Raw genomic sequence first — 25,746 nt, 5'->3', positions numbered from 1 at the left:
CTTGGGAAAAGCCGCGACAGGACATCCGCCCGCCGCTCAACAGTTGATATCGACATTGGGCGAGAGGATCTCGATCTCCCCCGGCGTCAGGCGGATCGTGCTCTGGCCGCAGCGCAAGAGGATCTCGCGGTCGGCGGTCAGCTCGATGCGCTGGCTGCCGAGGGTGATGCTCTGGCCGTCCAGGGTGATCTTCGAGCCATCGTCGCTGCCGCCCACGCTCACTTCGTAGCTATCGCCCACCGACAAGGTCTTCTTCTTCATCACCTGGGTGCTCTGGTTCAGCCCGACCACGGTGTTCATCATCATGCCGACGTTCAGGCTGTAGCCGAGCCCGACGTTTTCCATGCGCCCCATGCCGACGTTCTGCAACGAGGCCATGAGGATGGTTTCCGTCTTGTTCATGCCGATCCTGACCGTCTCGTTGCGGTCGACCGTCTTGCTGCGGTTGGCATGCACGGTGATGGTCTCGTTGTTGTCCACGGTCTCGGTGCGATCGTGCTTCACATGCACCGTCTCGTCGTGGTCGATGGTCTTGGTCCGGTCGTGGCCGACCCAGTGGGTCTCGTCGTTCTCGACCTCGATGTCCTGGTTCCTCTCGGCATGGATGAACAACTGCTCGGCGCCCTTCTTGTCCTCCATGCGGATCTCGTTGAAGTTGGCCGGCGTGCCGCCCTTGCTCGAACGGCTCTTGGTGCCGCTCTGGGTAGCGTTCGCCGGCAGCTCGTAGGGCACCGTCTGCTCGGCGTTGTAGACCCGCCCGGTGATGATCGGCCGGTCCGGGTCGCCTTCGAGGAAGCTGACGATCACTTCCTGGCCGATCCGCGGGATCTGGATCGAGCCCCAGTTCTTCCCGGCCCAGGCCTGCGAGACGCGCATCCAGCAGGAGCTGTTCTCGTTGGACTGGTCGTGGCGGTCCCAGTGGAAATGCACCTTGACCCGGCCATACTGGTCGGTCCAGATCTCCTCGCCCTTGGGCCCGACCACCACCGCGGTCTGCGGGCCGCGCACCACCGGCACCGGGGTCGACGGCAAGGGGCGGAAAGCCTGGCCGGCGTCGATACAGTCCAGCTCGCTCTCGAACTGCGCGCCGCCCCCGCCATTACCGGTCTCGTAGAGTTCCTGGACTACCCGGTACTCGGCGCCAACCACCAGGTATTCGCGGTTCTGGTCCAGGCGCGGGTAGTTGCTCAGGTGGAACAGATGGCCCGCCCCGATACCCCTGGCGCATCCCCGCAGGCGAACTCGCTCGTACTGGGTCTGGATCGCCTCGATGCGGGTCCGTGCATAGTGTTCGCCGTCCTGACTCTGCACATACTCGCCAGGGTAGTCGTAGAGCGGGTAGTCGGCCGCGGCATGGGCGCGCCCGACATTGGAGCGCACTTCCAGGCGGGTGCCGGGACGCTGGAAGTCGTAGTCGTTGAGGCTCAGCGAGCCGGGCTGGACCTCGCGCGCCATGTGCCAGTCGAAGAAGTGGTCGCGCTCGCGATGGCCGAGGCTCGGCGGGTAATAGGGCACGCTGGTGTAGCCGGCCGGGCTGTGGTGCGCGCCGTAGGCATCGGAGAGCACCAGGATGTGGCGCTTCTTTTCGTGGCGGAACCAGTAGTAGATGCCTTCCTGCTCCATCAGCCGGCTGACGAAATCGAAGCTGGTCTCGCGGTATTGCACACAGTATTCCCACTCGCGGTAGGAGCGGCTCAGGGCGTCCTCGAAGTCGGAGAAGCCAAGGTCGCGGAACACCTGCTTGATGATGTCCGGGACCTTCTGGTTCTGGAAGATGCGGCAGTCGGAGGTGCGCGTCAGCAGCCACAGCCAGGGCCGCAGGGTGACCTGGTAGCTGGCGAACTGGCCGGCGCCGGCGCCCTGGCTACAGCGCGCGACGATGCCGTGGAAATACCGCCGGCTGCCGCCGGGGAGTTCCAGCGCGAGGCTCATCGGCTTGCCCAATAGGGCATCCAGAGGCAAGGCGGGATTGCTCGAGACCAGTTCGAGCTCGTGGCTGAACAGCCGGCCCAGCTCTTCGCGACCCTCCAGCCGTTGCAGTTGCAGGACCTCGGGTCCCAGCGGGGAGTCCACGTGTACCAGGCGGGTGTGTTGGGAGAACAGCATGGGGAATCTTCCTTGATAGTCACCTGCGGCGGGCGGCCCGAACAACGCGCCAGCAGCGCGCCAGATGATCGTACAACCCAGTGCCGTCGCGAAAGGCTGGCCAATAGCCACGACACTCCTGCCCGCCTCCTGCGGACCCGCCGACCCTAAGCCAGAACCAAAGCCGAAGCAACGACGGCTTTGTCGAAAAGTATTTCCGCTCCGAGCACGCTGCGGCGCATTGGCCCATTGCCCGATACCCGGCAAAAATGAGATATTCACGAACGTGAATCATTCTCATATTTCAATCCCATCTCCCCGCCTGCTGCTGGTCGAAGACGACCCACGCCTACGCGAGGATCTCGACGCGCATTTCCGCCGGCGCGGCTTCCGCGTAACCGTCTGCGGCGATGGCTCGCACGGACTGGAAGCCGCCGGGCGCGAAGCGTTCGACCTGGTGTTGCTGGACATCATGCTACCCGGCCTCGACGGCCTGGCCCTGCTGGAGTCGCTGCGCCGCGAGCAGGCCACGCCGGTGATGCTGATGTCGGCCCTGGGCGCCGAACAGGATCGCATCAGCGGCTTCACCCGCGGCGCCGACGACTACCTGCCGAAGCCGTTCAGCCTGGCCGAGCTGGATGCCCGCACCGACGCCCTGCTGCGCCGCGTACGACTGGACCGCCTGCCGTCGGCGCAGCGGCGGGATACCCGGCTGGTGTTCGACGACCAGGCCCAGGATGTGCTCCACCAGGGCCTTCCGGCGGGGCTGACGCCATCCGAGTACCGCCTCCTGGCGACGCTCCGCGAACACGCTGGCGAGGCGCTGAGCAAGCCGTTCCTCTACCGGAGCGTGCTGCACCGCAGCTACACGCGCCTCGACCGCGGTCTCGACGTGCACGTCTGCAACCTGCGGCGCAAACTCGCCGCGGTCGCCGTCCGTCACCTGCAGATCCAGGCGGTACGCGGCCAGGGCTACCTACTGGTGGAGACGGAACACCCCTGATGCGCAGGCACCCGCTGTTATGGAAACTGGCGCTGCTGCAGGTCGGCTTCTGCCTGCTGCTGACCTGGCTGATCTACACCTGGGGCCTGTCGGTGGAGCGCAGCACCTACTTCCTCGCCCCGGCCGACCGCAGCTACCTGGCGGACTACGCGCGGCAGGCGGAGGATGCCTGGCACAGCGAGGGTGCCGCGGGCGCCGAACGCTTCCGCAAGGAACTGTCGGCGAAGGAAGATACCTGGGTGGCGCTGGTCGGACCGCACCTGGAAAGCCTCGGCAGCACGCCGCTAAGCACCGAGGAGTCGAGCCACCTGACCTTCATGCGCAAGCTCGACTGGCCGATGAGCCGGCGCCTGCAGGACGAACTGCCGTACGTCAGCATCGAGTTCCCCGGACATCCCGAGCAGGGCCGGCTGGTAATCCAGTTACCGGAGCGCCTGCTGCCCGGCGGGCTGACCCCCTGGACCCACCTGGTCACCCACGGCATAGTCCCGACCCTGCTGGCCGCCCTGCTCGGCCTGCTGCTCTATCGCCACCTGGTGGTGCCGCTGAACCGCTTGCGCGATCGCGCCGACGCCCTGCGCGCCGACGAACTGGAAAGCACTCCCCTCGCCGCACCGCTGGCGGCCCGCCGCGACGAACTGGGCGAGCTGGCCCAGGCCCTGGAGCACATGGCCGAGCGCCTGCGCCTGAGTCTCGCCCAGCAGCGCCTGCTGCTGCGCACCCTGTCCCACGAACTGCGCACGCCGCTGGCGCGCCTGCGCATCGCCCACGACAGTGAGCTACCGCCGGAACAGTTGCGCCAGCGCCTGGATCGCGAAATCGGCGACATGCAACGACTGCTGGAAGACACCCTCGACCTCGCCTGGATGGACACCGAGCGCCCGCAACTGCCCACCGAGCCGGTGCTGGCGCTGTCGGTGTGGGAAGCGCTGCGCGAGGACGCCTGTTTCGAAAGCGGCTGGGACCCGGCGCGGCTACCCTGCCGCTTGGGCGTCGACTGTCGCGTCGAGGTACACCTGGACAGCCTGGCCCAGGCCATGGAAAACCTCCTGCGCAACGCCATCCGTCACTCGCCCGAGGACGGCACGGTCAGCCTCGACGGCGAGCGCGAGGGCGACTTCTGGCACCTGCGCCTGCAGGACCAGGGCCCTGGCGTGGCGGAAGACCAGTTGGAACGCATCTTCCTCCCCTACCAGCGCCTGGACGATAGCGCCGGCGAAGGTTTTGGCCTCGGCCTGGCGATCGCCCGGCGCGCCATCGAGCTACAGGGCGGCCGGCTCTGGGCCAGCAACGGCAAGCCCGGATTGTGCCTGCACCTCTGGCTGCCGGCGGCCGCCTGAGGGCGAAGTGTTTAGAAAGTTAATGCGCTTTACTCTCAAATAACAATCAATATCATTCGTGATCTCTTGCATTTCGCTGCATTGCCCGGAGATCACCGATGTCCTCACGCGCCCTTCCCGCCGTTCCCTTCCTGCTGCTGTCCAGTTGCCTGCTCGCCAACGCCGTACACGCCGCCGGCCAGGGCGACGGCTCCGTCATCGAGCTGGGCGAGCAAACCGTGGTCGCCACCGCCCAGGAGGAAACCAAGCAGGCGCCGGGGGTTTCCATCATCACCGCCGAGGACATCGCCAAGCGACCGCCGAGCAACGACCTGTCGCAGATCATCCGGACCATGCCGGGGGTCAACCTGACCGGCAACAGCTCCAGCGGCCAGCGTGGCAACAACCGGCAGATCGACATCCGCGGCATGGGCCCGGAGAACACCCTGATCCTGGTCGACGGCAAGCCGGTCAGCTCGCGCAACTCGGTGCGCTACGGCTGGCGCGGCGAGCGCGACAGCCGCGGCGACACCAACTGGGTGCCGGCCGACCAGGTCGAGCGCATCGAAGTGATCCGCGGCCCGGCGGCGGCGCGCTACGGCAACGGCGCGGCGGGCGGCGTGGTGAACATCATCACCAAGCAGGCCGGCGCGGAAACCCACGGTAATCTCAGCGTCTACAGCAATTTCCCGCAACACAAGGCCGAAGGCGCCAGCGAACGGATGAGCTTCGGTCTCAACGGGCCGCTCACGGAAAACCTCAGCTACCGCGTCTACGGCAACATCGCCAAGACCGACTCGGACGACTGGGACATCAACGCCGGCCACGAATCCAACCGCACCGGCAAGCAGGCCGGCACCCTCCCCGCCGGTCGCGAAGGCGTGCGCAACAAGGACATCGACGGGCTGCTCAGCTGGCGCCTGACGCCCGAGCAGACCCTCGAGTTCGAGGCCGGCTTCAGCCGCCAGGGCAACATCTACACCGGCGACACGCAGAACACCAACAGCAACAACTACGTGAAGCAGATGCTCGGCCACGAGACCAACCGCATGTACCGCGAGACCTACTCGGTCACCCATCGCGGCGAATGGGACTTCGGCAGCTCGCTGGCCTACCTGCAGTACGAGAAGACCCGCAACAGCCGGATCAACGAAGGCCTGGCCGGCGGCACCGAAGGTATCTTCGACCCCAACAACGCCGGCTTCTACACCGCCACCCTGCGCGACCTGACCGCCCACGGCGAGGTCAACCTGCCGCTGCACCTGGGCTACGAGCAGACCCTGACCCTCGGCAGCGAGTGGACCGAGCAGAAGCTCGACGACCCCAGCTCCAACACCCAGAACACCGAGGAAGGCGGCTCGATCCCCGGTCTCGCCGGAAAGAACCGCAGCAGCAGTTCCTCAGCGCGGATCTTCTCGCTGTTCGCCGAGGACAACATCGAGCTGATGCCCGGCACCATGCTCACCCCAGGCCTGCGCTGGGACCACCACGACATCGTCGGCGACAACTGGAGCCCATCGCTGAACCTGTCCCACGCGCTCACCGAGCGGGTCACCCTGAAGGCCGGTATCGCCCGCGCCTACAAGGCCCCCAACCTGTACCAGCTGAACCCCGACTACCTGCTCTACAGCCGTGGCCAGGGTTGCTACGGGCAAAGCACCAGTTGCTACCTGCGCGGCAACGACGGCCTCAAGGCCGAGACCAGCGTGAACAAGGAACTGGGCATCGAGTACAGCCACGACGGCCTGGTAGCGGGGCTGACCTACTTCCGCAACGACTACAAGAACAAGATCGAATCCGGCCTGTCACCGGTCGACCACGCCAGCGGCGGCAAGGGCGACTACGCCAACGCGGCGATCTACCAGTGGGAGAACGTGCCCAAGGCGGTGGTCGAGGGCCTCGAAGGCACCCTGACCCTGCCCCTGGCCGACGGCCTGAAGTGGAGCAACAACTTCACCTACATGCTGCAATCGAAGAACAAGGAAACCGGCGACGTGCTCTCGGTGACGCCGCGCTACACCCTCAACTCGATGCTCGACTGGCAGGCCACCGACGACCTCTCGCTGCAAGCCACGGTCACCTGGTATGGCAAGCAGAAGCCGAAGAAATACGACTATCACGGCGACCGTGTCACCGGCAGCGCCAACGACCAGCTCTCGCCCTACGCCATCGCCGGCCTTGGCGGCACCTATCGGTTGAGCAAGAACCTGAGCCTCGGCGCCGGCGTCGACAACCTGTTCGACAAGCGCCTGTTCCGCGCCGGCAATGCCCAGGGCGTGGTCGGCATCGACGGGGCCGGCGCGGCGACCTACAACGAGCCCGGACGGACCTTCTATACCAGCCTGACCGCGTCGTTCTGAGCCATAACGAGAAAGCCTGATGAGAACCTCCCTGCTCGTCGCCGCCCTGGGCCTCGCCCTGGCGGCGGCCCTGCCCGGCGGCGCGCCGCTGGCGCAACCGGACCCCGAGGCGACCATGGACCGCAGCCTGCTGCAACGCCAGGACCTGCCCTATCGCTTCAGCGCCGTGGACCTGGATTCCGTCGATGGCCAGCGGCATTACCGGCTGTGGCTCGGCCGACCGCTGCAGGCACCGCCCGCCGCCGGCTACCCGGTGGTCTGGATGCTCGACGGCAACGCCGCCGTCGGCGCCCTCGACGAGTCAACCCTGAGACGCCTGGCCGACGGCGACGCACCGCTGCTGGTCGCCATCGGCTACCGCACGCCGCTGCGCATCGACCGCGCCGGGCGTACCTTCGACTACACCCCCGCGAGTCCCGGCCAGGCCGATCAGCGCGACCCGCTCAACGGCCTGCCCAGCGGTGGCGCCGACGCCTTCCTCGACCTGCTGCGCGACGGCATGCGCCCGGCCGTGGCGGCGCAGGCGCCCCTGGACACTGCGCGACAAACCCTCTGGGGACACTCCTATGGCGGCTTGCTGGTGCTCCACGCACTGTTCACCCGTCCCGGCGAGTTCGCCCGCTACGCCGCGGCCAGCCCGTCGCTGTGGTGGCGCGACGGGGCGATCCTCGGCGAACGAGCGGGGCTCGAACAGCGCCTGCGCGGAAAGCGCGCGGAACTCCTGCTCTGGCGCGGCAGCGCCGAACCGGCCAGCCCGCGCGGCTCGCTGAAAGCCGAGCCGGGCCAGGCGATGGCGCGGCTGGTAGATGACCTGCGCCGGGTTGCCGGGCTCACGCTGGACTTCCAGCCGCTCGACGGCCTGGGTCATGGCGAAACGCTGGGGGCCTCGTTGCGCCTTCTGCTCGCCCGTCCGGCGGTGGAACGCCAGCGCTGAAGACGCACGCTCCCAAGAGAACCGAGGCAACGGCGGATAACCGCTTCGCGGTTATTCGCCCTACCGGAAGCCAGGCATCCGCGCGCCGCTGCATCCCTCTACGCTGCACGGCATCCTCTCCCGCCTGCGGGAGAGGGTTGGGGTGAGGGAAAATCGCCCTACGCTACCACCGGAATCAGCGGGTCGGCCGCCGCCAGCGCCACGGCGCGGTCCGCCGCCGGCGGGTAGATCCACACGCCATTGATCTCGGTCTTGATCTTCTTGCCCTCCTCGCGCACGAACCGTACCTGGCGGTCCCAGCCCTCGGTGAACACCGCGCCCCAGCCGCCGAGATCGAGACAGGTCACGTATTTCACCTGGCTGTAGGGAATCGGCTCGACGCCGAGCAGGTCGGCGGCCACGTTATTGCCGGCCGAGCGACCCAGGGCGATGGCGTGCTGGCAGGTCATCAGGGCATGGTTGCCGAGGTCGTCGGTAGCCGCGCGGGCCACGTCGCCGGTGGCGTAGACATCGTCGAGACCGAGCACCTTGAGGTTGCGGTCGACATGCAGGCGACCCTGGGCATCGCGCTCGCCCGGAATCTGCCCGGTCAGGGTGCTGGCCCGCACGCCCACGGTCCAGACCACGGTCTTCGCCTCGATCCGCTGGCCGTCGTCGAGCGTCACGCCCTCGGCATCCACCGCCGCCACCGAACGCCCCAGGCACCACTCCACGCCCAGTTCCGCCGAGGCCTCGGCGATCAAGCCGCTCAGGTCCGCGCCCATCGATGCGCCGATGGCGGCGCCGCGGTCGACCACGATCACTCGCAGCGCCGCTTTCTCGCCGAGGATCGCCCGCAGGCGCGCCGGCATCTCGGTGGCGGTCTCGATGCCGGTGAAGCCGCCGCCGGCGACCACCACGGTGTTGCGTGCCGGTGAATCCGGCAAGTCGCGCAGGGCATGCAGGTGTGCCTCCAGGCGCAGGGCGTCTTCCAACTGGTCGACATCGAAGGCAGCGTCGATGCCGACGACACTCGCCGGACGCCACACGCCGCTGCCGGCCGCCAGCACCAGGCGGTCGTAGTCCAGTTGCGCCAGCGTGCCCTCGGCATCGCGGTACTCCACCCACTTGCCGGCCACGTCGATGCGCTGCGCGCTGCCCTGCACGAAACGCACGCCGACCGCGGCGAACAATTCGCCCAGCGGCGCCGCCATGCGCTGCACGTCAGGCTCGTAGAAACGCGGGCGGATGCGCAGCTCGGGCTGCGGCGCGAGCACCGCGACCTCGACGTCGTCGCGGCCCTGGCGGTCGAGCTGGCGCACTGCGCTCAGCGCGCTCCACATGCCGGCGAATCCGGCACCGACGATCAGGATACGTTGTTTCATTGGGGGCTCCTGGAGGGAAAGGACGGGATATCCGGAGAAAAGCCTCTCCGTAACTACGACTATATTTGTCGTAGTTACGAAGATCAATCCCCGAAAAGCGTTCCGACAGGCAATCGCCCCTCGCCGTGAAAGAGAGGAGAAGACGTCGAAAACATACGAAAAGGATCGGAGATAGAGCGCTTCGAGGCGGAAGACAGCGAACGACCTGTCCTTGTGAGCGACCTGAAAACCGCGCAGAATATTGCGAATATTTCTGTCGGAGTTAGTGATGGCTCTCTATAGCGCCGGCGTCGAATACGGCATCCACTGCCTGTTGTTCCTCGCCGACGAGAAAGGCGACAGCCGCGAGTCCAGCGTACGTACCCTCGCCGAGTTGCAGGGCGTGCCGCCGGAACTGCTGGCCAAGGTCTTCACCCGCCTGGCCAAGGCCGGCCTGGTGGCTGCCACCGAAGGCGTGCGCGGTGGCTTCCGCCTGGCACGGCCGGCCAACGAAATCAGCGTGCTCGACGTGGTCCGCGCCATCGACGGCGACAAATCGATCTTCGAATGCCGCGAGGTCCGCGAGCGCTGCGCGATTTTCGAAGGCAACCCGCCTTCCTGGGCGACCCGCAACACCTGCTCGATCCACGCGGTGATGCTCACCGCGCAGAAGCGCATGGAAGAAGCGCTGGCCCAGCAGACCATCCTCGACCTGGTACGCCGGGTGGGGCGTATCGCGCCACCGGAGTTCGGCGAAGAAGTGCTGCGCTGGATGGATGCCAGCCGGGAAGGACGCGGCGGCTCCCGCGACTAGCCCTTGGCGCATACGGAGCGGCGCCGCAAGCCCGTTTCGCGGAAAACACCATTGTCGACTGCGGTGCTAATCGCGCCGGCGTTTCTCCCTACCCTATCGCCAGAGGCCGCCGCAGAGCGGCCGCCGGCCCACTGCAATGGCCCGTGACCAACTTGCGTGATAGGTGAACGATGGAACCTGGCAGCTACCAACTGACCATGAGCGTGCTCATGACCCCCGACAAGGCGAACTTCTCCGGCAACGTCCACGGCGGCGCGCTGCTCAAGCTCCTCGACGAAGTGGCCTTTGCCTGCGCCAAGCGCTACGCCGGACGCTACGTGGTGACCCTGTCGGTGGATCAGGTGATCTTCCGCGAGCCGATCCATGTCGGCGAACTGGTGACCTTCCTCGCCTCGGTGAACTACACCGGGCGCACTTCGATGGAGGTCGGGGTGAAGGTGATGACCGAGAACATCCACGAGCGCACCGTGCGCCATACCAACAGTTGCTTCTTCACCATGGTGGCGATGGACGACCAGCGCCGGCCGGTGGCGGTGCGTCCGCTGGAACCGGAGACCGCGATCGAGAAACGCCGCTACGCCCAGGCCCTGGCCCGGCGCGAGCAGCGCAAGCTGATGGAACTGCGCTACCAGGAGATCCGCGAACAGGTGGATCACGCGATGCCGGCCTGAACGCCGCCCGGCCCGCGGGCCGGGTCCTCAGCCCTCGCCGACCAGGCTCTCGAACGCTTCTTCCAGCACGCTGGCGCTGCCGGGGCGGACCACCCGCGCCACCTCCCGGCCGTCGCGAAGAAAGACGAAGGTCGGCCACAGCTTGACCTGGAACGAGCGCCCCAGGCGGCGCCCGGGACCGTCCTCGACCTTCAGGTGGCCGACCTCCGGATAGTCGTCGAATACTTCCGCCAGCAGCGGCTGGGCGGCCTGGCAATGGCCGCACCAGTCGGTACCGAACTCCACCAGCGTCGGACCGGCGAGCCGGTCCAGTTCGTCGCGCGCCGGTGCCTCGGCGCTGTATCGGGTCTTCATACGCTGCTTCTCCATGAGCTTGGCTGACAGGACGGCAGACTCCCGCGGCGGCGCCAGGTTCGACCCGCGCGACGATGGACTCAGCGTTTCCGCACGCGCGCCATGCAGCGCTGGTAGCGTTCGTCGACGCGCTTGGCGAACCAGGCGGTGGTCAGCTTGCGGGTGATCTTCGGGCTCTCCAGGGTGATCCCCGGCAGCACGGCGCGGGGCAATGTCTTGCCGGTGGCGCTTTCAGCCAGGGCGAAGACCTTGCGGTACAGCGCGCTGTCGGCGAACTCCGGGCTGTCGCCCTGCTCCAGCGCCCGGCGGATCGCCGCGTCGCTCATGTCCAGGCGCTTGCCGAGGCTGCGCACGGCCAGTTCGGTGGAGCCCGGCGTGCGCGTGCCGTAGCGGATCAGATCGCCATCCAGCGCCAGCGGAATCCCCGAGACGCGACTCACCGCGCTCTGGAACGCGGCGTTGCGACTGGCATACCAGCCGGCGTTGAAGTCGGCGAAGCGGTACAGCGGCGCCGGGTAGTCCGCCGGATAGCCAAGCAGGTGGGCGATACCGAAATACATGCCGCCGCGCCGGCTGAACACCTCGCGGCGGATGCTGCCGTCCAGCGGATAGGGATAGCCGTCCGCGTGCTGCTCGGCGAAAGCGATGCTGACCTGCATCGGCCCGCCGGTGTGTACCGGGTTGAAGCCGCCGAACAGCTTGCCGCCCATGGGCACGATGGCGATGAAATCGTCGAATGTCTCGCTCAGTTCCTTCTCCGTGCGCGCCGCGGCCAGGCGCTGGCTGTAGGTGCGGCCATCGGGCGACTTGATATTCAGCGCCGAGCTGACCAGGAACGCCGGCACGTGCAGCTTGTCGGCACGACGCTCGACCTCGCGGGTGGCGATCCTGCCCAGGCCGGCCACCGGCGGGTCGACCTGGTAGGTGGACTCCTGCTCGGTCACCGCCAGCACCGCACAGAGATTCTCGTCGCTGGGGTAGATCTGCTGGGCGGAAAAGGCCGCGTAGATATCGCTGGCCCACCCTTGGCGATCGCGCACCGTGGCCGGCATCAGGCGGACGATCTTCGCCCGTACTTCGTCGGGGTTGGGCGGCGGCGGCTCCGCCGACCGCGAACTGCACCCGGCCAGCGCCAGGAGCATGAGCAACCCCGTTACGCCGCGACCCTGGCGTACTGCTTTCATCTGCGATTCCCTGTTCCGTTGCGAAGTGGGCGGCCGATGGCGACCGCCGAAGCCAGGGCATTCTAGCCGAGCATCCGGCGGCTTCCGTACCGTCCGTCACGCACGGTCGCGGTTCACAGCGCTGCGTCGGTGCGCTGCCGCTTGACCCGACGCCAGGTCGAGGGCGAGGCGCCGGCCAGCCGGAGAAAGATCCGCGAGAAATGCGGCTGGTCGGAAAAGCCGCAGGCGACGCCGATCTGCGAAAGCGGTTCGTCGCTGCCCAGCATCAGCTCCTTGGCCCGGTCGACGCGCATGCGCATCAGCCATTCGTGGGGCGAAACACCGGTGCTGCACTTGAAGGCCTTGGTGAAATAGCTGCGCGAGAGCCCGCACTCCTCGGCCAGGCGCGCCACCGACACGCCCTCGGCCAGATGCCCGGCGATCAGCTCCTTGGCCCTGCGCAATTGCCAGGGCGCCAGGCCCTTGCCGGTGCAGACCGGGACCTGGGTCGAAGCGAAGCGATCCTGAACGTGGGTCAACAGCGCCAGCATGACCTGCTCGATGAACAGTTCGTTGCGCTCGCCCGCCCTGGCGAAGCTGGGCAGCAGCGCCAGCGCCAGGTGATAGACCACCGGATCGTCGACACCGATGATCCGCTCCGGCTCGGCGGACGCGCGTTGCCCTTCTTCGTAGAGAAACTCCTTTATCGAAGCGCGCGGCAACATGAAGCGGACATTGTCGTAAGTTGTCCGGTGCTGGCACTTTATTTCATCGCCAAGATAGGCGATGGAGATACTTTTCCGTGGATGTCCGCCATCGAAAACCAGTTTGTTTCCATTCCAGAGACGATGGGAATTGAAATCGCGCAACTGCACGATGACGGAAAACGAATCGGCACAAGGAATATGGATCACCTTGTCCGGATCGGGAGTCGCCTCACTATTGCGAATCAAGGCGTACCCTTCTCCCCTTATGATGTTCCCTGGCGTGGATTGGTCGCCCTTTGTTCTGTCTATGGCAACAGTCATGACTCCCCCTGATTCCATGCGCCTGATGATCTCGTGACACTTTTCTCTCGACGCGAAAAACGACGCACGAAAGCTCCCCCAGAGATTAATCCGAGGGAGCCGTTCCGGGGAAATCTAACCGACGAAGATAACTACCAGATTACTGCGCTGTTACTCGATGATATAACGCTCAACCCTTTTCCTTTTCCGACGGGCCAGCGGCCTGGTCGAGGCGATGCCGACCCGGTAGTTGCCCCAGCACATGGCCGACCGAACCCGCCTTGTCGCAGGCCGAGGCGAACGCGCAACCGCCGAGCAATTGCTTGCCGACCGGGATGACCTGCTCGCCGAGCAGGATGCCGAGCAACCCCACCAGCGCCACCAGCGGCGGAGCCGGCGAACGCACCTGCAGCAGGCTGTAGACGATCCCCACCAACAGTCCGGCGCCCAGCGACAATACGTAGAGCTTCATCTTCGTTCTCCTTCGCGGCCGTGCCGCCCGGCGGACCGGAGCGGCACGGCCGGCATTCACTTGGCCGGATTCGGGCCGATGCGTTCGCCGTGGGTCACCCGCTCGGGCGCCTTGTGCACCATGGTGTAGGCGTAGTCCACGCCCATGCCGTAGGCCCCGGAATGCTCCTTGGCGATGGCCATCACGGCGTCGTAGGTATCCCGGCGGGCCCAGTCGCGCTGCCACTCCAGCAGGACCTGCTGCCAGGTCACCGGTACCACGCCGGCCTGGACCATGCGGTCCATGGCGTACTTGTGGGCGTCGCTGGAGGTGCCGCCCGAGGCATCGGCCACCATGTAGATCTCGTAGCCGCCCTCGAGCATGGCGCAGAGGGCGAAGGTGGTGTTGCAGACCTCGGTCCACAGCCCGGCGACCACGACCTTCTTGCGGCCCGCGGCGGCCAGCGAGTCGCGCACGTTCTGGTCGTCCCAGGAGTTCATCGAGGTGCGTTCGAGGATCTTCTGCTCGGGGAACACCGCCAGCAGCTCCGGATAGGTTGGGCCGGAGAAGCTGTCGGTTTCCACCGTGGTGATGGTGACCGGGATGTCGAATACCTTCGCCGCCTTGGCCAGGCCCACTACGTTGTTCTTCAGCGTCTGGCGATCGATGGACTGTACACCGAATGCCATCTGTGGCTGCTGGTCGATGAAGATGATCTGGCTGTTCTGCGGAGTTAGAACTTCGAGATAGTGGCTCATGATTGTTTCCTGACAACGAACGATGAATTCCAGCTGTTGCGCACAACAGCACGCGGGCCAACAGATAATTTCCCGTGGCCGGCCAGACTATGAAGCATGAATATTGGAAAAAACAAACTTTTCGAGAAAATAAATCACTGAACTTCGGCCCTGGATAAATTTGAACGGCGATATTCAAAATATTCGACACATCCATACAAAAAGCGCACACAGAGACAATAAAAGAAGGATTACCAGCTAGCAGAATCGACAGTCCGCCCTATAAGAAAAAGCCCCCATGAAGTTCAGGACATGTCTCGCGCCTTACTTGCTATCGACCACCAGCAAGTTGCGCTTGCAGGAGGATGCGTCATTCGGGAAAACCGCTCTTTCGTCCCGTACGTTTTCCGCCGCACCTATCCTGTCCGGTGGCCTCTCTCGCCGCCGCCCTCGCTGACCGATTCCGCCCCGCTGCCAGGAGCACGCCATGAGCCACGATCCGCCGAGCAAGGACCGCCGCCATTTCCTCACTACCAGTTCGGTGCTGGGCGCCGCCGGAGTCCTGTGGTCCGCCCTGCCCTTCGCCAACGCCGCCAGCCTTTCTCCCGCAAGCAACCCAGGAGGTTCCATGACCGCCGACCTGATCCTGCACAACGGCCGTTTCCACACCGTGGACCGCGACAACCCCACCGCCACCGCCGTGGCGATCAAGGACGGCAAGTTCCTTGCCGTCGGCAACGACGCCGAGGCGATGCTCCATCGCGGCAGCGCCACCCAGGTGATCGACCTGCAGAAGCGCACCGTGATCCCCGGTCTCAACGACTCGCACCTGCACCTGATCCGCGGTGGCCTCAACTACAACCTGGAGCTGCGCTGGGAAGGCGTGCCCTCCCTGGCCGACGCCTTGCGCATGCTCAAGAACCAGGCCGAACGCACGCCCAGCCCCCAGTGGGTGCGGGTGGTCGGCGGCTGGAACGAGTTCCAGTTCGCCGAGAAGCGCATGCCGACCCTGGAGGAATTGAACAAGGCCGCGCCGGACACCCCGGTGTTCGTCCTCCACCTGTACGATCGCGCCCTGCTCAACCGCGCCGCCCTGCGCGTGGTCGGCTACACCAAGGACACGCCCAACCCGCCCGGCGGCGAGATCGTCCGCGACAGCAGCGGCGAACCCACCGGCATGCTGATCGCCCGGCCCAACGCGATGATTCTCTACGCCACCCTGGCCAAGGGACCGAAGCTGCCGCTGGAATACCAGGTCAACTCCACCCGCCAGTTCATGCGCGAACTCAACCGCCTCGGCCTGACCAGCGCGATCGACGCCGGCGGCGGCTTCCAGAACTACCCGGACGACTACCAGGTGATTCGCGAACTGGCCGACCAGGGCCAGCTCACCGTACGCATCGCCTACAACCTGTTCACGCAGAAACCGAAGGAAGAACTCGCCGACTTCAAGAACTGGACCGGCAGCGTCAAGTACGGCCAGGGCAGCGATTTCTTCCGCCATAACGGCGCCGGCGAGATGCTGGTGTTCTCCGCCGCCGACTTCGAGGACTTCCTCGAACCGCGCCCGGACCTGCCGCAGACCATGGAGCAGGAGCTGGAGCCTGTGGTCCGCCACCTGGTGGAGCAGCGCTGGCCGTTCCGCCTGCACGCCACCTACGACGAATCGATCTCGCGGATGCTCGACGTGTTCGAGAAGGTCGACCGCGACATTCCGTTCAACGGCCTGCCCTGGTTCTTCGACCACGCCGAGACCATCACCCCGCGCAACATCGAGCGGGTGCGGGCACTCGGCGGCGGCATCGCGATCCAGGACCGCATGGCCTTCCAGGGCGAGTACTTCGTCGACCGCTACGGTGCCAAGGCCGCCGAGGCCACGCCGCCGATCCAGCGCATGCTCGCCGAGGGCGTGCCGGTGGGTGCCGGCACCGACGCCACCCGGGTCTCCAGCTACAACCCCTGGACCTCGCTGTACTGGCTGGTCAGCGGCCGCACCGTCGGCGGCATGGCCCTGTATCCGCAGGGCCTGCCGCGGGAAACCGCGTTGCAGCTGTTCACCCACGGCAGCGCCTGGTTCTCCAGCGAGCAGGGCAAGAAAGGACAGATCAAGGTTGGCCAGCTCGCCGACCTGGCGGCGCTGTCGGCGGACTTCTTCGGCGTCGAGGAAGAGGCCATCAAGTGGATCGAGTCGGTGCTCACGGTGGTCGACGGCAAGGTCGTCTATGCCGCCGCCGAGTTCGACAAGCTCGGTCCGCCGGCGCCGCCGGTGCTGCCGGACTGGTCGCCGGTGGCCAAGGTACCCGGCCACTGGCGGCAAGGCGCGCCGCTGACCGCCCAGGTCCACCAGTGCGTCGGTGCCTGCGCGGTACACGCCCACGAGCACAACCGCGCGCGCCACTCCAACGTACCGGTGAGCGACTTCCAGGGTTTCTGGGGCGCATTCGGCTGTTCCTGCTTCGCTTTCTGACGTACCCGGGCGGGCCCTTCGAGGCCCGCCTCGCCCGGAGTTTTCCCGATGATCCGCGTTCGACCGGTCGGCCGCCTGGCCCTTTTCCTGGCGCTGGGCGGCACCTCGCCGTGCCACGCCGCGACAGAGGAAGCCAAGGCACCCGACTACCTGGAGTGGCGCCTGCTCAACCGCAACTACTTCCTCTACAACGACTATCGCCGCGCGGACGCCGGGCGCGGCTACCGCAAGGAATGGGCACACGGCCTGATCGTCGACCTGGAGTCGGCCTATACTCCCGGCCGCGTCGGTTTCGGCCTCGATCTCCACGGCTTCGCCGGCTTCAAGCTCGACGGCGGACGTGGCCATGCCGGCACCGGCCTGTTGCCGCTGGACTCATCCGGCGATAACGCCAGCGAGTATTCCGACGCCGGCGCCGCACTCAAGCTGCGGCTCGGCGAGAGCCTGCTCAAGGTCGGCGAGATGACCGTCGAGACCCCGGTCTTCGATACCAGCGACAAGCGCCTGCAACCCCAGTACGCCAGGGGCTTCTTCCTGCAGAGCGACGACCTCGACCGCGTGCGGATCCAGGCCGGGCGCTTCACCGCCTTCAAGGAACAGGCCTCCAGCTCCGGCCATGGCGACTTCGACGGCTACGGCGCGAGCACCGCCGGCAGCGCCATTGGCTTCGCCGGCGCCAGCCTGGCGGCCAGCGACAACCTGAGCGGCTCGCTGTTCGCCGCGCAACTGGACAACGTCTGGCGCCAGGTCTATCTCAACATGAACCTGCAACGTGCCGCGTTCAGCCTGGATGGCAACCTCTATCGCACGCGCGACCAGGGCCGCAGCCGGGCCGGCGCGATCGACACCCTGGCCTACAGCCTGCAACTGAAGTACCGCGTCGGCGCGCAGGGTTTCTCCCTGGCCTACCAGCGTGTCCATGGGGATACGCCGTTCGACTTCGTCGGAGGTGACTCCATCTACCTCGCCAACTCGATCAAGTACGCCGATTTCAACGGTCCGGGCGAACGCTCCTGGCAGGCCCGCTACGACCTCGACCTGGCCCCGTTCGGCCTGCCGGGGCTGAGCTTCATGGCGCGTTACGTCAGCGGCCGCGCCATCGACGGCAGCCATGCGCCGGCCGGCGGCGCCTACAACCCGCTGGGCGCCGATGGCCGCTACCGGCCCTTGCAGGGCAGCGGCGGCAAGCACTGGGAGCGCGACCTCGACCTGCGCTACCTGTTCGCCTCGGGCCCGTTCAAGGACCTCTCGCTGAACGTCTCGCACCTCAGCCACCGGGCCAACGCGGCCCAGGCCGGCGACGACATCGACCGCCTCTACCTGATCGTCGAATACCCACTCAAAGGCTCGCTCTGACCATGACCGCACCCGCCGCCTCACCCTGGAGTCCCCTGCGCCAAGCCACCTTCCGCTGGCTATGGCTGGCCAGCATCGCCTCGAACATCGGCACCTGGATGCATGAGGTGGGCGCCGGCTGGCTGATGACCTCGCTCTCCGCCAGCCCGCTGAACGTGGCCCTGGTGCAGGTCGCCGGATCGCTGCCGATGTTCTTCCTGGCCCTGCCGGCCGGCGCCCTCGCCGATATCGTCGACAAGCGCCGCTACCTGCTCGGCGCGCAATTGTGGATGGCCTTGGTGGCCACCCTGCTGGCCGGCCTCACCCTGCTCCAGTTGACCAGCGTCTGGCTGCTGCTCGGCCTGACCCTGTGCATGGGCATCGGCACCGCGCTGATGATGCCGGCCTGGAGCGCCACCACTCCGGAACTGGTGGGCAAGGACGAACTGCCGGCGGCGGTGGCGCTGTCCAGTGTCGGGGTCAACCTGGCGCGGGCGGTCGGACCGGCCATCGCCGGGGTGCTGGTGAGCCTGGTCGGCCCCTGGCTGACCTTCGCCCTCAACGCCCTCTCCTTCTTCGCGGTGATCGCCGTGCTGCTGGCCTGGAAACGCGAGGCCGTGCCCTCGGTGCTGCCGGCGGAACGCCTGTTCGGCGCCCTGCGCGCCGGCTGGCGCTACAGCCGCAGCTCGAGGCCACTGCAATCGGTGCTGGTGCGTGCGGTGGCGTTCTTCCTCGGCGCCAGCGCCGGCATGTCGCTGCTGCCCCTGATCGTGCGCGGCGAACTGCATGGCAACGCCATGGACTTCGGCCTGCTGCTGGGCAGCGTCGGCGTCGGCGCGGTGCTCGGCGCCGCGTTCCTGCCGCGCCTGCGCGAACGCCTCGGCAGCGACCGCCTGGTGCTGCTCTCCAGCGTGCTCTACGCACTGGTGCTGGTGGCCCTGGCGCTGCTGCGCAACCTCTATTTGCTGGTGCCGGTGATGCTGCTCAGCGGCGCGGCATGGATCGCCGTGCTCTCCAGCCTGCAGGTCGCCGCGCAGACCTCCGTGCCGGCCTGGGTCCGCGCCCGCGCGCTGGCGGTCTACATCCTGGTGTTCTTCGGCAGCATGGCCGCCGGCGGCGCCCTGTGGGGTCTGGTCGCCAGCCACCTGTCGATCACCTTCGCCCTGCTCTGCGCCAGCGCCGCGCTGCTGCTCGGCCTGTTCGCGTCGCTGCGCTGCCGGCTGCCGGTCACCGAGGCCGAGGACCTCGCGCCGTCGCTGCACTGGCCGGCACCACTTGTCGACGAAGAGGTGGACCAGGAACGCGGCCCGGTGATGGTCACCCTCGAGTACGACATCGACCCACAGGACGCCGCGGCATTCCAGGCGGCGATGGTCGAGGTGCGCGCCATGCGTCGGCGCAACGGCGCGGTGTCCTGGGGGCTGGTCCAGGACAGCGGCAACCGTCGCCTGTGGCTGGAGTTCTTCATCGACGAATCCTGGCTGGAGCACCTGCGCCACCACCAGCGGGTGACCCGCGGCGAGTTGCGGGTCGAGGCCGCCGCCCGGCGCTTCCAGAGCGCCGGCGTGGAGGTGCGCATCCGCCATTACCTGCACGGCGCGGCCAGGCCTTGAGCCTCCCGGGCGACGGTCGTCGCCTGCCCCTGGCGGATCCGCCCACGGCTGTTATCCTGCTCGCCGATGGCGCCACAAGGACGGTGGCCGGTAGCGATGCCGCGCACCCGCGGCGCCGCGAACGCAACCCACAGGGAAGTCCACGCATGTCCTACGACTACGAGAAAACCAGCCTCACCCTCTACCGGGCGGTATTCAAGGCCAACTACGACGGCGACGTCGGTCGCTACCTGCGTCCCGACAAGGAACTCGCCGAGGCTGCGGAAGTCGCCCCGCTGCTGCATCCGACCTTCGACAGCCCCAACACCCCTGGCGTCCCCGCCCGCGCGCCGGACATCGTCGCCGGCCGCGACGGCCTCTACGCCCCGGACACCGGCGGCACCTCGGTGTTCGACCGCGCCGGCGTGCTGCGCCGCGCCGACGGCGACTTCGTGATACCCGACGGCACCGACATCCCGCCGGACCTTAAGGTGAAGCAGGACAGCTACAACAAGCGCCTGCAAGCCACCCACTACACCATCATGCCGGCCAAGCCGATGTACCGGGAGGTCCTCATGGGCCAACTGGACAACTTCGTGCGCAACGCCATCCGCCGCCAATGGGAAAAAGCCCGCGGGCTCTAGGAGTGAACCATGAACCTGAAACCCCAGACCCTGATGGTGGCGATCCAGTGCGTCGCCGCGCGCACCCGCGAACTCGACGCGCAGTTGCAGAACGACGACCCGCAGAACGCCGCTGAACTCGAACAGTTGCTGGTCGGCTACGACCTCGCCGCCGACGACCTGAAGAACGCCTACGAGCAAGCCCTGGGCCAATACAGCGGCCTGCCGCCCTATGACCGGCTGATCGAAGAGCCGGCATCCTGACGGCCCGTGGGCAGGCCATCGTTGGCCTGCCCGCTCCAGCGCGCGCAGAGAAACGACAGATGGTCTTCGGCTGGCACGGCGACACCATCACCCGCGACACCGCAGTGTGCCGCGACTAGCGCAACGCCCAGGACGTACGGCGCTTCCTCGTCGGGCTGTGCGGCGCCGACTTCCGCTTCGATCGTGCCTTCATGGCCTGGATTGGCGACGGCGCGGCAAAATCCCTGGGCGAGGTGGCGGACGAACGGCGACGGCGCCACGCCGACACCAGCCCCTCCGCCTGAGCGAGCGCTCAGGCGCGGAAATGGCTCGGCGGCTGGCCGCTCCAGCGCTGGAAGGCATGGCGCAGGCTGGCGGTCTCGCTGAAGCCGAGTTCCTCGGCGATCCGGTAGATCGGCATGTCGCCGCTCTGCAACAACTCCTTGGCGCGGGCGAAGCGCAACTCGTCGAGCAATTGCTGGTAGCTGGTGCGCTGCTGCTGAAGGTGCCGGCGCAGGCTGCGCGACGAACAGTTCAGGCGCCTGGCCAGTTCCTCCAGGCCGGGCGGGTCCTGCAAGCGCTCGGCGAGGATCGCCCGGACCTTGTCCAGCCAGGCACGACGCGCGGCCAGGTCGATGTTCTGCCGCCGGCACTGTTCCAGCATCTCCCGGTGGGTCACCGGGTCGGCCAGCGGCAACGGGCGCTCCAGCCATTCGGCGGCGAAGCCGATGGCGCTGCGCTCGCGTTCGAAGTGCAACTCGCAGGCGAAACCCTCGGCGTAGGCCCGCGCCATCGCCTCGTCGCCGGCATAGTCGAAGGCCGCTTCCAGCAAGGGCAGCGGCTGGCCGAGCAGGTCGGCGCAGGTGACCTTCAGCGAGCCCAGGCAAAGCTCGGTGTTGAATGGCCGCAGCGCCTCGTCCTCGCCGTAGCCGGTGGCCACCAGCCAGGCGCGGCCGTCGGCGACTTCCAGCGACAGGTGGAAGTAGGTGCCGAGCAAGACCGGATAGCTGAGGCCGATGCGCAGCGCCTCGCCGAGGGTCGGCGCGGAGAGCAGCGCGTAGCCGAGCAGGCCGTAGGCGGAAATCCGCGTGCGCAGTCCCAGGCGCAGGCCGAGGGCCGGCTCGTCGCTGAGCCGGCAGGCGTTGGCGAACACCTGCTGCTCCTGCCAGGGGCTGATCAGGCGCCGCAGGTCGAGCAGGTCGGCGGGGGTGATGCCACTGCCTTCGAGCAGTTGCTCGCGGGCGAACCCTTCCTTCTCCAGCAGCGAGAGAGTGAGGGTCGACATGTGCAGCGAGTTGAGCCAGGTGGCGCGGGAGAAGGTCGAGTCGATCATGGCGTGCCCATCGTTACCGGTGGCCGCGCCGCGCTGTTACCGCGCGGACGGGATACACAGGGTAGGCAAGTTGCGTGCCGCCGCGCCTGTCGCCGGTCCCGCAGGCAGTTGGCTCAACCGCGCGAGAGGAAGCGCATGCCCTCCTCCAGGCCGCTCAGGGTCAACGGATACATCTGTTCCTTGACCAGTTCGCGGACCAGGCCGGTGGACGCCGTGTAGTTCCAGGTGTCCTTCGGATAGGGGTTGATCCAGATGAGCTTCTTGTACTTCTCCATGAAGCGCTGCATCCAGACGTAACCGGCTTCCTCGTTCCAGTGCTCGACGCTGCCGCCGGCCTGGGTGATTTCGTAGGGCGCCATCGCCGCGTCGCCGACGAACACCACCTTGTAGTCCGGACCGTACTTGTGCAGCAGGTCGAAGGTGGCGGTGCGTTCGCTGCTGCGGCGCAGGTTGTTCTTCCACACCGACTCGTAGATGAAGTTGTGGAAGTAGAAATACTCCAGGTGCTTGAACTCGGTCTTGCAGGCCGAGAACAGCTCCTCGCAGACCTTGACGTGGGCGTCCATCGAGCCGCCGATGTCCAGCAGCAGCAACAGCTTCACCGTGTTGCGCCGCTCCGGGCGCATCTGGATGTTGAGCAGCCCGGCGTCCTTCGCGGTGTGGTCGATGGTGCCGTCGATGTCCAGCTCCTCCGCCGCGCCCTCACGGGCGAACTTGCGCAGGCGCCGCAGGGCGATCTTGATGTTGCGCGTACCCAGTTCGACCTGGTCGTCGAGGTTCTTGTATTCGCGCTGGTCCCAGACCTTGGCCGCCTTGCCCTGGCGCTTGCCGGCGTCGCCGACGCGGACGCCCTCCGGGTTGAAGCCGCCGGAGCCGAACGGACTGGTACCGCCGGTACCGATCCACTTGTTACCGCCGGCATGGCGCTCCTTCTGTTCCTCGAGGCGTTTCTTGAACTCTTCGATCAGCTTGTCCAGGCCGCCGAGGGACTGGATCTGCGCCTTTTCCTCGTCGGTCAGCAGGCGCTCGAATTCCTTGCGCAGCCATTCCTCGGGGATCAGCGCCTTGAGGTGGTCGTCGAGCTTCTCCAGGCCCTTGAAGTAGGCGCCGAAGGCCCGGTCGAACTTGTCGAAGTGGCGCTCGTCCTTGACCATGATGGTGCGCGCCAGGTAGTAGAACTCGTCCATGTCGGCGAACACCACGCGGTGCTTCAGGGCATCGATCAGGTCGAGCAGCTCGCGCACCGACACCGGCACCTTGGCTGCGCGCATTTCGTTGAACAGGTTGAGCAGCATGGCTGCGACCTCGTCTGTTGTCCGTTGATCCCGGCGCGCGGGCGCCGGTCAGTATTGGTGTTCCTGCGGCAAGTCGTCGGCGATGACGTACCAGTCGGCTTTCGAACCCACGTAGATGTGGCGCTGCGCTACCGACGGCAGCGGCGAGTCGAGGGTGCCGAGGGCGATCGAGGTGTACGTCGGGTCCTCGTTGCCGCCGAGCCACTGCAGGTTCGATCCGCAGTGGCGGCAAAAGGTACGGGTGACGCCTGGCGACGAGTGGTATTCGGCCACCGCGTCCGCCCCGGCGACATAGCGGAACGCCTCGCGACGCACCTTGCCGTAGGTGGCGAACGCCGCGCCGTGGGCCTTGCGGCACTGGCTGCAATGACAATGGCTGGCCGATTCGATGGGCGCGTCGATCTCGTAACGTACCGCGCCGCACAGGCAACTTCCGCTGAGCATGGGATGTTCCTCCGCTGTCTGGCGTGCCGCCCCGCGGCCCTTTCCCCGGAAAGGGCCGACGCACTCAGCGGCTGGCGCGGCGGCTCATGAACGCCAGGCGCTCGAGAAGCTGCACGTCCTGCTCGTTCTTCACCAGGGCGCCGGCCAGCGGCGGGATCGCCTTGGTCGGATCGCGTTCGCGCAGCACCGCTTCGCCGATCTCGTCGGCCATCAGCAACTTCAGCCAGTCGACCAGCTCGGAAGTCGAAGGTTTCTTTTTCAGGCCGGGCACCTTGCGCACGTCGAAGAAGATGTCCAGCGCCTCGCTGACCAGCGACTGCTTGATGTTCGGGTAGTGCACGTCGACGATTTTCTGCAACGTCTCGCGGTCGGGGAAGGCGATGTAGTGGAAGAAGCAGCGGCGCAGGAAGGCGTCGGGCAGTTCCTTCTCGTTGTTCGAGGTGATGATGATGATCGGGCGCTGCTTCGCCTTGATGGTTTCGTTGGTCTCGTAGACGTAGAACTCCATCTTGTCGAGTTCCTGCAACAGGTCGTTGGGGAACTCGATGTCGGCCTTGTCGATCTCGTCGATCAGCAGGATCACCCGCTCCTCGGCCTCGAAGGCCTCCCAGAGCTTGCCCTTCTTGATGTAGTTGCGCACGTCGTGGACCTTGTCCACGCCCAGTTGCGAATCGCGCAGGCGGCTTACCGCATCGTACTCGTAGAGGCCCTGGTGGGCCTTGGTGGTGGACTTGATGTGCCAGGTGATCAGCTTGGCGCCGAAGGACTCGGCCAGCTGCTCGGCGAGCATGGTCTTGCCGGTGCCCGGTTCGCCCTTCACCAGCAGCGGCCGCTGCAGGGTGATGGCGGCGTTGACCGCGAGCTTGAGGTCGTCGGTGGCGACGTAGGACTGGGTGCCTTCGAACTTCATCAGGAAATCCTCGAACGGTAACGCCCTGGCTGGAAAACCGGGCAGTTCAGTATTGTTTGAAAACCCGACTATAACGCGGGGACAAGCGCACTGTGAACGCAGACGGGTCATTCAGTCACTGAATGCCCGGCCACCTCGCGACCCGCCGTTCCGCCCGCGTCTTCAGCCGTCGTCGTCGCGCGTCGCCGGGGAACGCTCGAAACGAGCGTTGAACGCCTCGACGAACGCGTTGCGGAGAATCCCGAGGAACGCCTGGAACGCGCTGACGTCCCGCTGGTGGATATTACCGCTCAGGCTCACACGGGTTGCGAACTGGTCTTTGCGCTGGTTCTTCAGCACCGTCTCGCCACCGCCGACCAGCGCCTCCCACACCGAGCGGAACAGGTTCTTGTCGCCATCCTCCACGTCCTGCCGCCAGTTGAATACGTCCACGTCGCGCAGCAGCGGCTTGATGTAGCCATCCAGCTGACCGCGCTTAGCCTGGGCCTCCAGCACCAGGTCGCCGGTGCCGGCATTGAAGTCGAACTTGCCATAGGCGCTGGCGAAGTCGTTGAGCCGCTTCAGCTCGACGCGGGTGACCCGCAGGCGCAGGTCGAAGTCCTCGAAGTCGCTCAGCGGGTCGAAATGCGCCGCCACTTCCAGCGGCGCCTGGCCGAGTATCCGCGCCGTGCCTTCGAGACGCGCCGGCCGCTCGCCCCGGGCGTCGGCCACGTTGGTCAGGTTATAGATGCTGGCGTTGAGCGCCGAGGCGTGCAGGTTCACCGGCGGCTTCGAAGTGAAGTTGCGGAAACGCAGGGTGCCGTCCACCACCCGCACCTCGTTGAGGGTGATCGGCAGCAGCTTGTCCAGTTGCTCGCGCCAGTCGGTGCCGGCACCGGTCTGCGAGGCGTCGCGGTCGCCGCCGGCATCGACGAAGTTGAGCTGCGGACGCTCGAAGACCACCCGCGCCACTACTGCGTGATCATCCCAGAGCGCCTGCCAGCTCACCGACAGGTCGATGCTCGGCGCGTCGAGGAACGGCACCGGCACCTTGCCGTTGTCCTTGACGATGCTCAGCCCGTCGATCCGATACGCGCCGCGCCAGAGCGCCAGGTCGACGTCGGCGATGTGCCCACGGTAGTCGCCCATGTCGGCCAGCTTGCCGTTCAGGTAGTCGCGCACCAGGTACGGCAGCGCCAGGTGCAGCGCCAGCAACAACAGAAGCAGCGCCGCCAGGCTGCCCAGGGGAATGGCATAGCGTTTCTTCATCGGTACGGCCCTCCT

General features: G+C 66.6%; 24 protein-coding genes. 12 read left to right on the top strand and 12 right to left on the bottom strand.

Going from position 1 to position 25,746, the window contains the following annotated elements:
* Positions 1 to 36: 36 nt before the first annotated feature.
* Positions 37 to 2,106 carry a type VI secretion system tip protein TssI/VgrG gene (gene tssI / locus AT700_RS11540; protein ID WP_003158481.1) on the bottom strand — a complete coding sequence of 690 codons (2,070 nt, stop codon included), beginning with the start codon at positions 2,104 to 2,106 and terminating at the stop codon, positions 37 to 39.
* 265 nt (positions 2,107 to 2,371) lie between these two features.
* Here tssI and AT700_RS11535 point away from each other — a divergent pair, with 265 nt between their 5' ends.
* The 4 genes from AT700_RS11535 (at position 2,372) to pfeE (ending at position 7,701) form a co-directional block, all read left to right on the top strand.
* Positions 2,372 to 3,088: a response regulator transcription factor gene (locus tag AT700_RS11535; protein WP_003101494.1), complete on the top strand. Its 717-nt coding sequence runs from the start codon at positions 2,372 to 2,374 to the stop codon at positions 3,086 to 3,088.
* Positions 3,088 to 4,428: a two-component system sensor histidine kinase PfeS gene (pfeS, locus tag AT700_RS11530; RefSeq protein ID WP_048521066.1), complete on the top strand. Its 1,341-nt coding sequence runs from the start codon at positions 3,088 to 3,090 to the stop codon at positions 4,426 to 4,428. Before AT700_RS11535 ends, pfeS begins: the two co-directional genes overlap by 1 nt.
* A gap of 98 nt (positions 4,429 to 4,526) precedes the next feature.
* A complete protein-coding gene (pfeA, locus tag AT700_RS11525; RefSeq protein WP_003090548.1) occupies positions 4,527 to 6,767 on the top strand; it encodes a siderophore enterobactin receptor PfeA in 2,241 nt (746 codons plus the stop codon).
* A 19-nt stretch (positions 6,768 to 6,786) separates the two neighbouring features.
* Positions 6,787 to 7,701: a ferric enterobactin esterase PfeE gene (pfeE, locus tag AT700_RS11520; protein WP_003090549.1), complete on the top strand. Its 915-nt coding sequence runs from the start codon at positions 6,787 to 6,789 to the stop codon at positions 7,699 to 7,701.
* Between the two features lie 158 nt (positions 7,702 to 7,859).
* On the opposite strand, the gene AT700_RS11515 is transcribed toward pfeE, so the two are convergent.
* Positions 7,860 to 9,065 (bottom strand): NAD(P)/FAD-dependent oxidoreductase, encoded by a 1,206-nt coding sequence (locus tag AT700_RS11515; RefSeq protein WP_003122579.1) that lies wholly within the window; start codon positions 9,063 to 9,065, stop codon positions 7,860 to 7,862.
* 268 nt (positions 9,066 to 9,333) lie between these two features.
* Here AT700_RS11515 and AT700_RS11510 point away from each other — a divergent pair, with 268 nt between their 5' ends.
* Positions 9,334 to 9,858, top strand: coding sequence for an RrF2 family transcriptional regulator (locus AT700_RS11510; RefSeq protein ID WP_003090553.1), 525 nt, complete (start codon positions 9,334 to 9,336; stop codon positions 9,856 to 9,858).
* A 170-nt stretch (positions 9,859 to 10,028) separates the two neighbouring features.
* Positions 10,029 to 10,529, top strand: a complete 501-nt coding sequence (locus AT700_RS11505) for an acyl-CoA thioesterase (protein ID WP_003090555.1) — start codon at positions 10,029 to 10,031, stop codon at positions 10,527 to 10,529.
* A gap of 27 nt (positions 10,530 to 10,556) precedes the next feature.
* On the opposite strand, the gene AT700_RS11500 is transcribed toward AT700_RS11505, so the two are convergent.
* From AT700_RS11500 to AT700_RS11480, 5 genes are all read right to left on the bottom strand, one after another.
* Positions 10,557 to 10,883: a thioredoxin family protein gene (locus tag AT700_RS11500; RefSeq protein WP_009313971.1), complete on the bottom strand. Its 327-nt coding sequence runs from the start codon at positions 10,881 to 10,883 to the stop codon at positions 10,557 to 10,559.
* A gap of 80 nt (positions 10,884 to 10,963) precedes the next feature.
* Positions 10,964 to 12,067, bottom strand: a complete 1,104-nt coding sequence (locus AT700_RS11495; RefSeq protein WP_016263402.1) for a DUF1615 domain-containing protein — start codon at positions 12,065 to 12,067, stop codon at positions 10,964 to 10,966.
* Between the two features lie 113 nt (positions 12,068 to 12,180).
* Entirely contained in the window at positions 12,181 to 13,074 is an 894-nt protein-coding gene (locus AT700_RS11490) for a helix-turn-helix domain-containing protein (protein ID WP_003119473.1), read from the bottom strand.
* Positions 13,075 to 13,243: 169 nt separating this feature from the next.
* The gene (locus AT700_RS11485; RefSeq protein WP_003101509.1) at positions 13,244 to 13,525 is read right to left on the bottom strand and encodes a XapX domain-containing protein; all 282 of its coding nucleotides are present in this window, start codon (positions 13,523 to 13,525) and stop codon (positions 13,244 to 13,246) included.
* Positions 13,526 to 13,581: 56 nt separating this feature from the next.
* Positions 13,582 to 14,262: a hydrolase gene (locus AT700_RS11480; RefSeq protein WP_003090561.1), complete on the bottom strand. Its 681-nt coding sequence runs from the start codon at positions 14,260 to 14,262 to the stop codon at positions 13,582 to 13,584.
* Between the two features lie 607 nt (positions 14,263 to 14,869).
* Between AT700_RS11480 and AT700_RS11475 the strand changes: the two genes are divergently transcribed.
* The 6 genes from AT700_RS11475 to AT700_RS30540 all read left to right on the top strand — a co-directional run bounded on the left by AT700_RS11475 (position 14,870) and on the right by AT700_RS30540 (position 20,806).
* Entirely contained in the window at positions 14,870 to 16,708 is a 1,839-nt protein-coding gene (locus AT700_RS11475; RefSeq protein ID WP_003101513.1) for an amidohydrolase, read from the top strand.
* 48 nt (positions 16,709 to 16,756) lie between these two features.
* On the top strand, positions 16,757 to 18,064 hold the full coding sequence (locus tag AT700_RS11470; RefSeq protein ID WP_003114381.1) for an OprD family porin: 1,308 nt from the start codon (positions 16,757 to 16,759) through the stop codon (positions 18,062 to 18,064).
* Positions 18,065 to 18,066: 2 nt separating this feature from the next.
* Positions 18,067 to 19,656 carry an MFS transporter gene (locus tag AT700_RS11465; RefSeq protein WP_048521065.1) on the top strand — a complete coding sequence of 530 codons (1,590 nt, stop codon included), beginning with the start codon at positions 18,067 to 18,069 and terminating at the stop codon, positions 19,654 to 19,656.
* A 146-nt stretch (positions 19,657 to 19,802) separates the two neighbouring features.
* Positions 19,803 to 20,279: a type VI secretion system effector Tse2 gene (tse2, locus tag AT700_RS11460; RefSeq protein ID WP_003119469.1), complete on the top strand. Its 477-nt coding sequence runs from the start codon at positions 19,803 to 19,805 to the stop codon at positions 20,277 to 20,279.
* Positions 20,280 to 20,288: 9 nt separating this feature from the next.
* Positions 20,289 to 20,522 (top strand): type IV secretion system immunity protein Tsi2, encoded by a 234-nt coding sequence (tsi2, locus tag AT700_RS11455; protein ID WP_003114383.1) that lies wholly within the window; start codon positions 20,289 to 20,291, stop codon positions 20,520 to 20,522.
* 155 nt (positions 20,523 to 20,677) lie between these two features.
* The gene (locus tag AT700_RS30540) at positions 20,678 to 20,806 is read left to right on the top strand and encodes a DUF6434 domain-containing protein (RefSeq protein WP_220542119.1); all 129 of its coding nucleotides are present in this window, start codon (positions 20,678 to 20,680) and stop codon (positions 20,804 to 20,806) included.
* A gap of 8 nt (positions 20,807 to 20,814) precedes the next feature.
* Here AT700_RS30540 and AT700_RS11450 read toward each other — a convergent pair whose 3' ends face one another.
* The 5 genes from AT700_RS11450 to AT700_RS11430 form a co-directional block, all read right to left on the bottom strand.
* Entirely contained in the window at positions 20,815 to 21,834 is a 1,020-nt protein-coding gene (locus AT700_RS11450) for an AraC family transcriptional regulator (RefSeq protein WP_003101519.1), read from the bottom strand.
* A gap of 113 nt (positions 21,835 to 21,947) precedes the next feature.
* Positions 21,948 to 23,129 carry a vWA domain-containing protein gene (locus tag AT700_RS11445; RefSeq protein ID WP_003090569.1) on the bottom strand — a complete coding sequence of 394 codons (1,182 nt, stop codon included), beginning with the start codon at positions 23,127 to 23,129 and terminating at the stop codon, positions 21,948 to 21,950.
* 48 nt (positions 23,130 to 23,177) lie between these two features.
* Positions 23,178 to 23,573: a GFA family protein gene (locus AT700_RS11440; RefSeq protein WP_003131045.1), complete on the bottom strand. Its 396-nt coding sequence runs from the start codon at positions 23,571 to 23,573 to the stop codon at positions 23,178 to 23,180.
* Positions 23,574 to 23,637: 64 nt separating this feature from the next.
* Positions 23,638 to 24,483 carry an AAA family ATPase gene (locus AT700_RS11435; protein WP_003090571.1) on the bottom strand — a complete coding sequence of 282 codons (846 nt, stop codon included), beginning with the start codon at positions 24,481 to 24,483 and terminating at the stop codon, positions 23,638 to 23,640.
* Positions 24,484 to 24,645: 162 nt separating this feature from the next.
* Complete coding sequence (locus AT700_RS11430; RefSeq protein ID WP_003090572.1) at positions 24,646 to 25,731, bottom strand: DUF748 domain-containing protein; 1,086 nt, start codon at positions 25,729 to 25,731, stop codon at positions 24,646 to 24,648.
* Positions 25,732 to 25,746: the final 15 nt, after the last annotated feature.

It is taken from the genome of Pseudomonas aeruginosa, assembly GCF_001457615.1.
GTDB classification, from domain to species: Bacteria; Pseudomonadota; Gammaproteobacteria; order Pseudomonadales; family Pseudomonadaceae; genus Pseudomonas; species Pseudomonas aeruginosa.
This window is presented reverse-complemented; position numbering and strand designations above follow the sequence as displayed.

Excerpts from the sequence above, each read along its gene's own strand:
- tssI (WP_003158481.1), bottom strand. The coding sequence starts at position 2,106 with ATGCTGTTCTCCCAACACACCCGCCTGGTACACGTGGACTCCCCGCTG.
- AT700_RS11515 (WP_003122579.1), bottom strand. The coding sequence starts at position 9,065 with ATGAAACAACGTATCCTGATCGTCGGTGCCGGATTCGCCGGCATGTGG.
- AT700_RS11445 (WP_003090569.1), bottom strand. The coding sequence starts at position 23,129 with ATGCTGCTCAACCTGTTCAACGAAATGCGCGCAGCCAAGGTGCCGGTG.
- tse2 (WP_003119469.1), top strand. The coding sequence starts at position 19,803 with ATGTCCTACGACTACGAGAAAACCAGCCTCACCCTCTACCGGGCGGTA.
- AT700_RS11495 (WP_016263402.1), bottom strand. The coding sequence starts at position 12,067 with ATGAAAGCAGTACGCCAGGGTCGCGGCGTAACGGGGTTGCTCATGCTC.
- AT700_RS11500 (WP_009313971.1), bottom strand. The coding sequence starts at position 10,883 with ATGAAGACCCGATACAGCGCCGAGGCACCGGCGCGCGACGAACTGGAC.
- AT700_RS11435 (WP_003090571.1), bottom strand. The coding sequence starts at position 24,483 with ATGAAGTTCGAAGGCACCCAGTCCTACGTCGCCACCGACGACCTCAAG.
- AT700_RS11510 (WP_003090553.1), top strand. The coding sequence starts at position 9,334 with ATGGCTCTCTATAGCGCCGGCGTCGAATACGGCATCCACTGCCTGTTG.
- AT700_RS11440 (WP_003131045.1), bottom strand. The coding sequence starts at position 23,573 with ATGCTCAGCGGAAGTTGCCTGTGCGGCGCGGTACGTTACGAGATCGAC.
- AT700_RS11485 (WP_003101509.1), bottom strand. The coding sequence starts at position 13,525 with ATGAAGCTCTACGTATTGTCGCTGGGCGCCGGACTGTTGGTGGGGATC.
- AT700_RS11450 (WP_003101519.1), bottom strand. The coding sequence starts at position 21,834 with ATGATCGACTCGACCTTCTCCCGCGCCACCTGGCTCAACTCGCTGCAC.
- AT700_RS11490 (WP_003119473.1), bottom strand. The coding sequence starts at position 13,074 with ATGACTGTTGCCATAGACAGAACAAAGGGCGACCAATCCACGCCAGGG.
- AT700_RS11470 (WP_003114381.1), top strand. The coding sequence starts at position 16,757 with ATGATCCGCGTTCGACCGGTCGGCCGCCTGGCCCTTTTCCTGGCGCTG.
- pfeS (WP_048521066.1), top strand. The coding sequence starts at position 3,088 with ATGCGCAGGCACCCGCTGTTATGGAAACTGGCGCTGCTGCAGGTCGGC.
- AT700_RS11480 (WP_003090561.1), bottom strand. The coding sequence starts at position 14,262 with ATGAGCCACTATCTCGAAGTTCTAACTCCGCAGAACAGCCAGATCATC.
- AT700_RS11430 (WP_003090572.1), bottom strand. The coding sequence starts at position 25,731 with ATGAAGAAACGCTATGCCATTCCCCTGGGCAGCCTGGCGGCGCTGCTT.
- AT700_RS11475 (WP_003101513.1), top strand. The coding sequence starts at position 14,870 with ATGACCGCCGACCTGATCCTGCACAACGGCCGTTTCCACACCGTGGAC.
- pfeE (WP_003090549.1), top strand. The coding sequence starts at position 6,787 with ATGAGAACCTCCCTGCTCGTCGCCGCCCTGGGCCTCGCCCTGGCGGCG.
- pfeA (WP_003090548.1), top strand. The coding sequence starts at position 4,527 with ATGTCCTCACGCGCCCTTCCCGCCGTTCCCTTCCTGCTGCTGTCCAGT.
- AT700_RS11505 (WP_003090555.1), top strand. The coding sequence starts at position 10,029 with ATGGAACCTGGCAGCTACCAACTGACCATGAGCGTGCTCATGACCCCC.
- tsi2 (WP_003114383.1), top strand. The coding sequence starts at position 20,289 with ATGAACCTGAAACCCCAGACCCTGATGGTGGCGATCCAGTGCGTCGCC.
- AT700_RS11465 (WP_048521065.1), top strand. The coding sequence starts at position 18,067 with ATGACCGCACCCGCCGCCTCACCCTGGAGTCCCCTGCGCCAAGCCACC.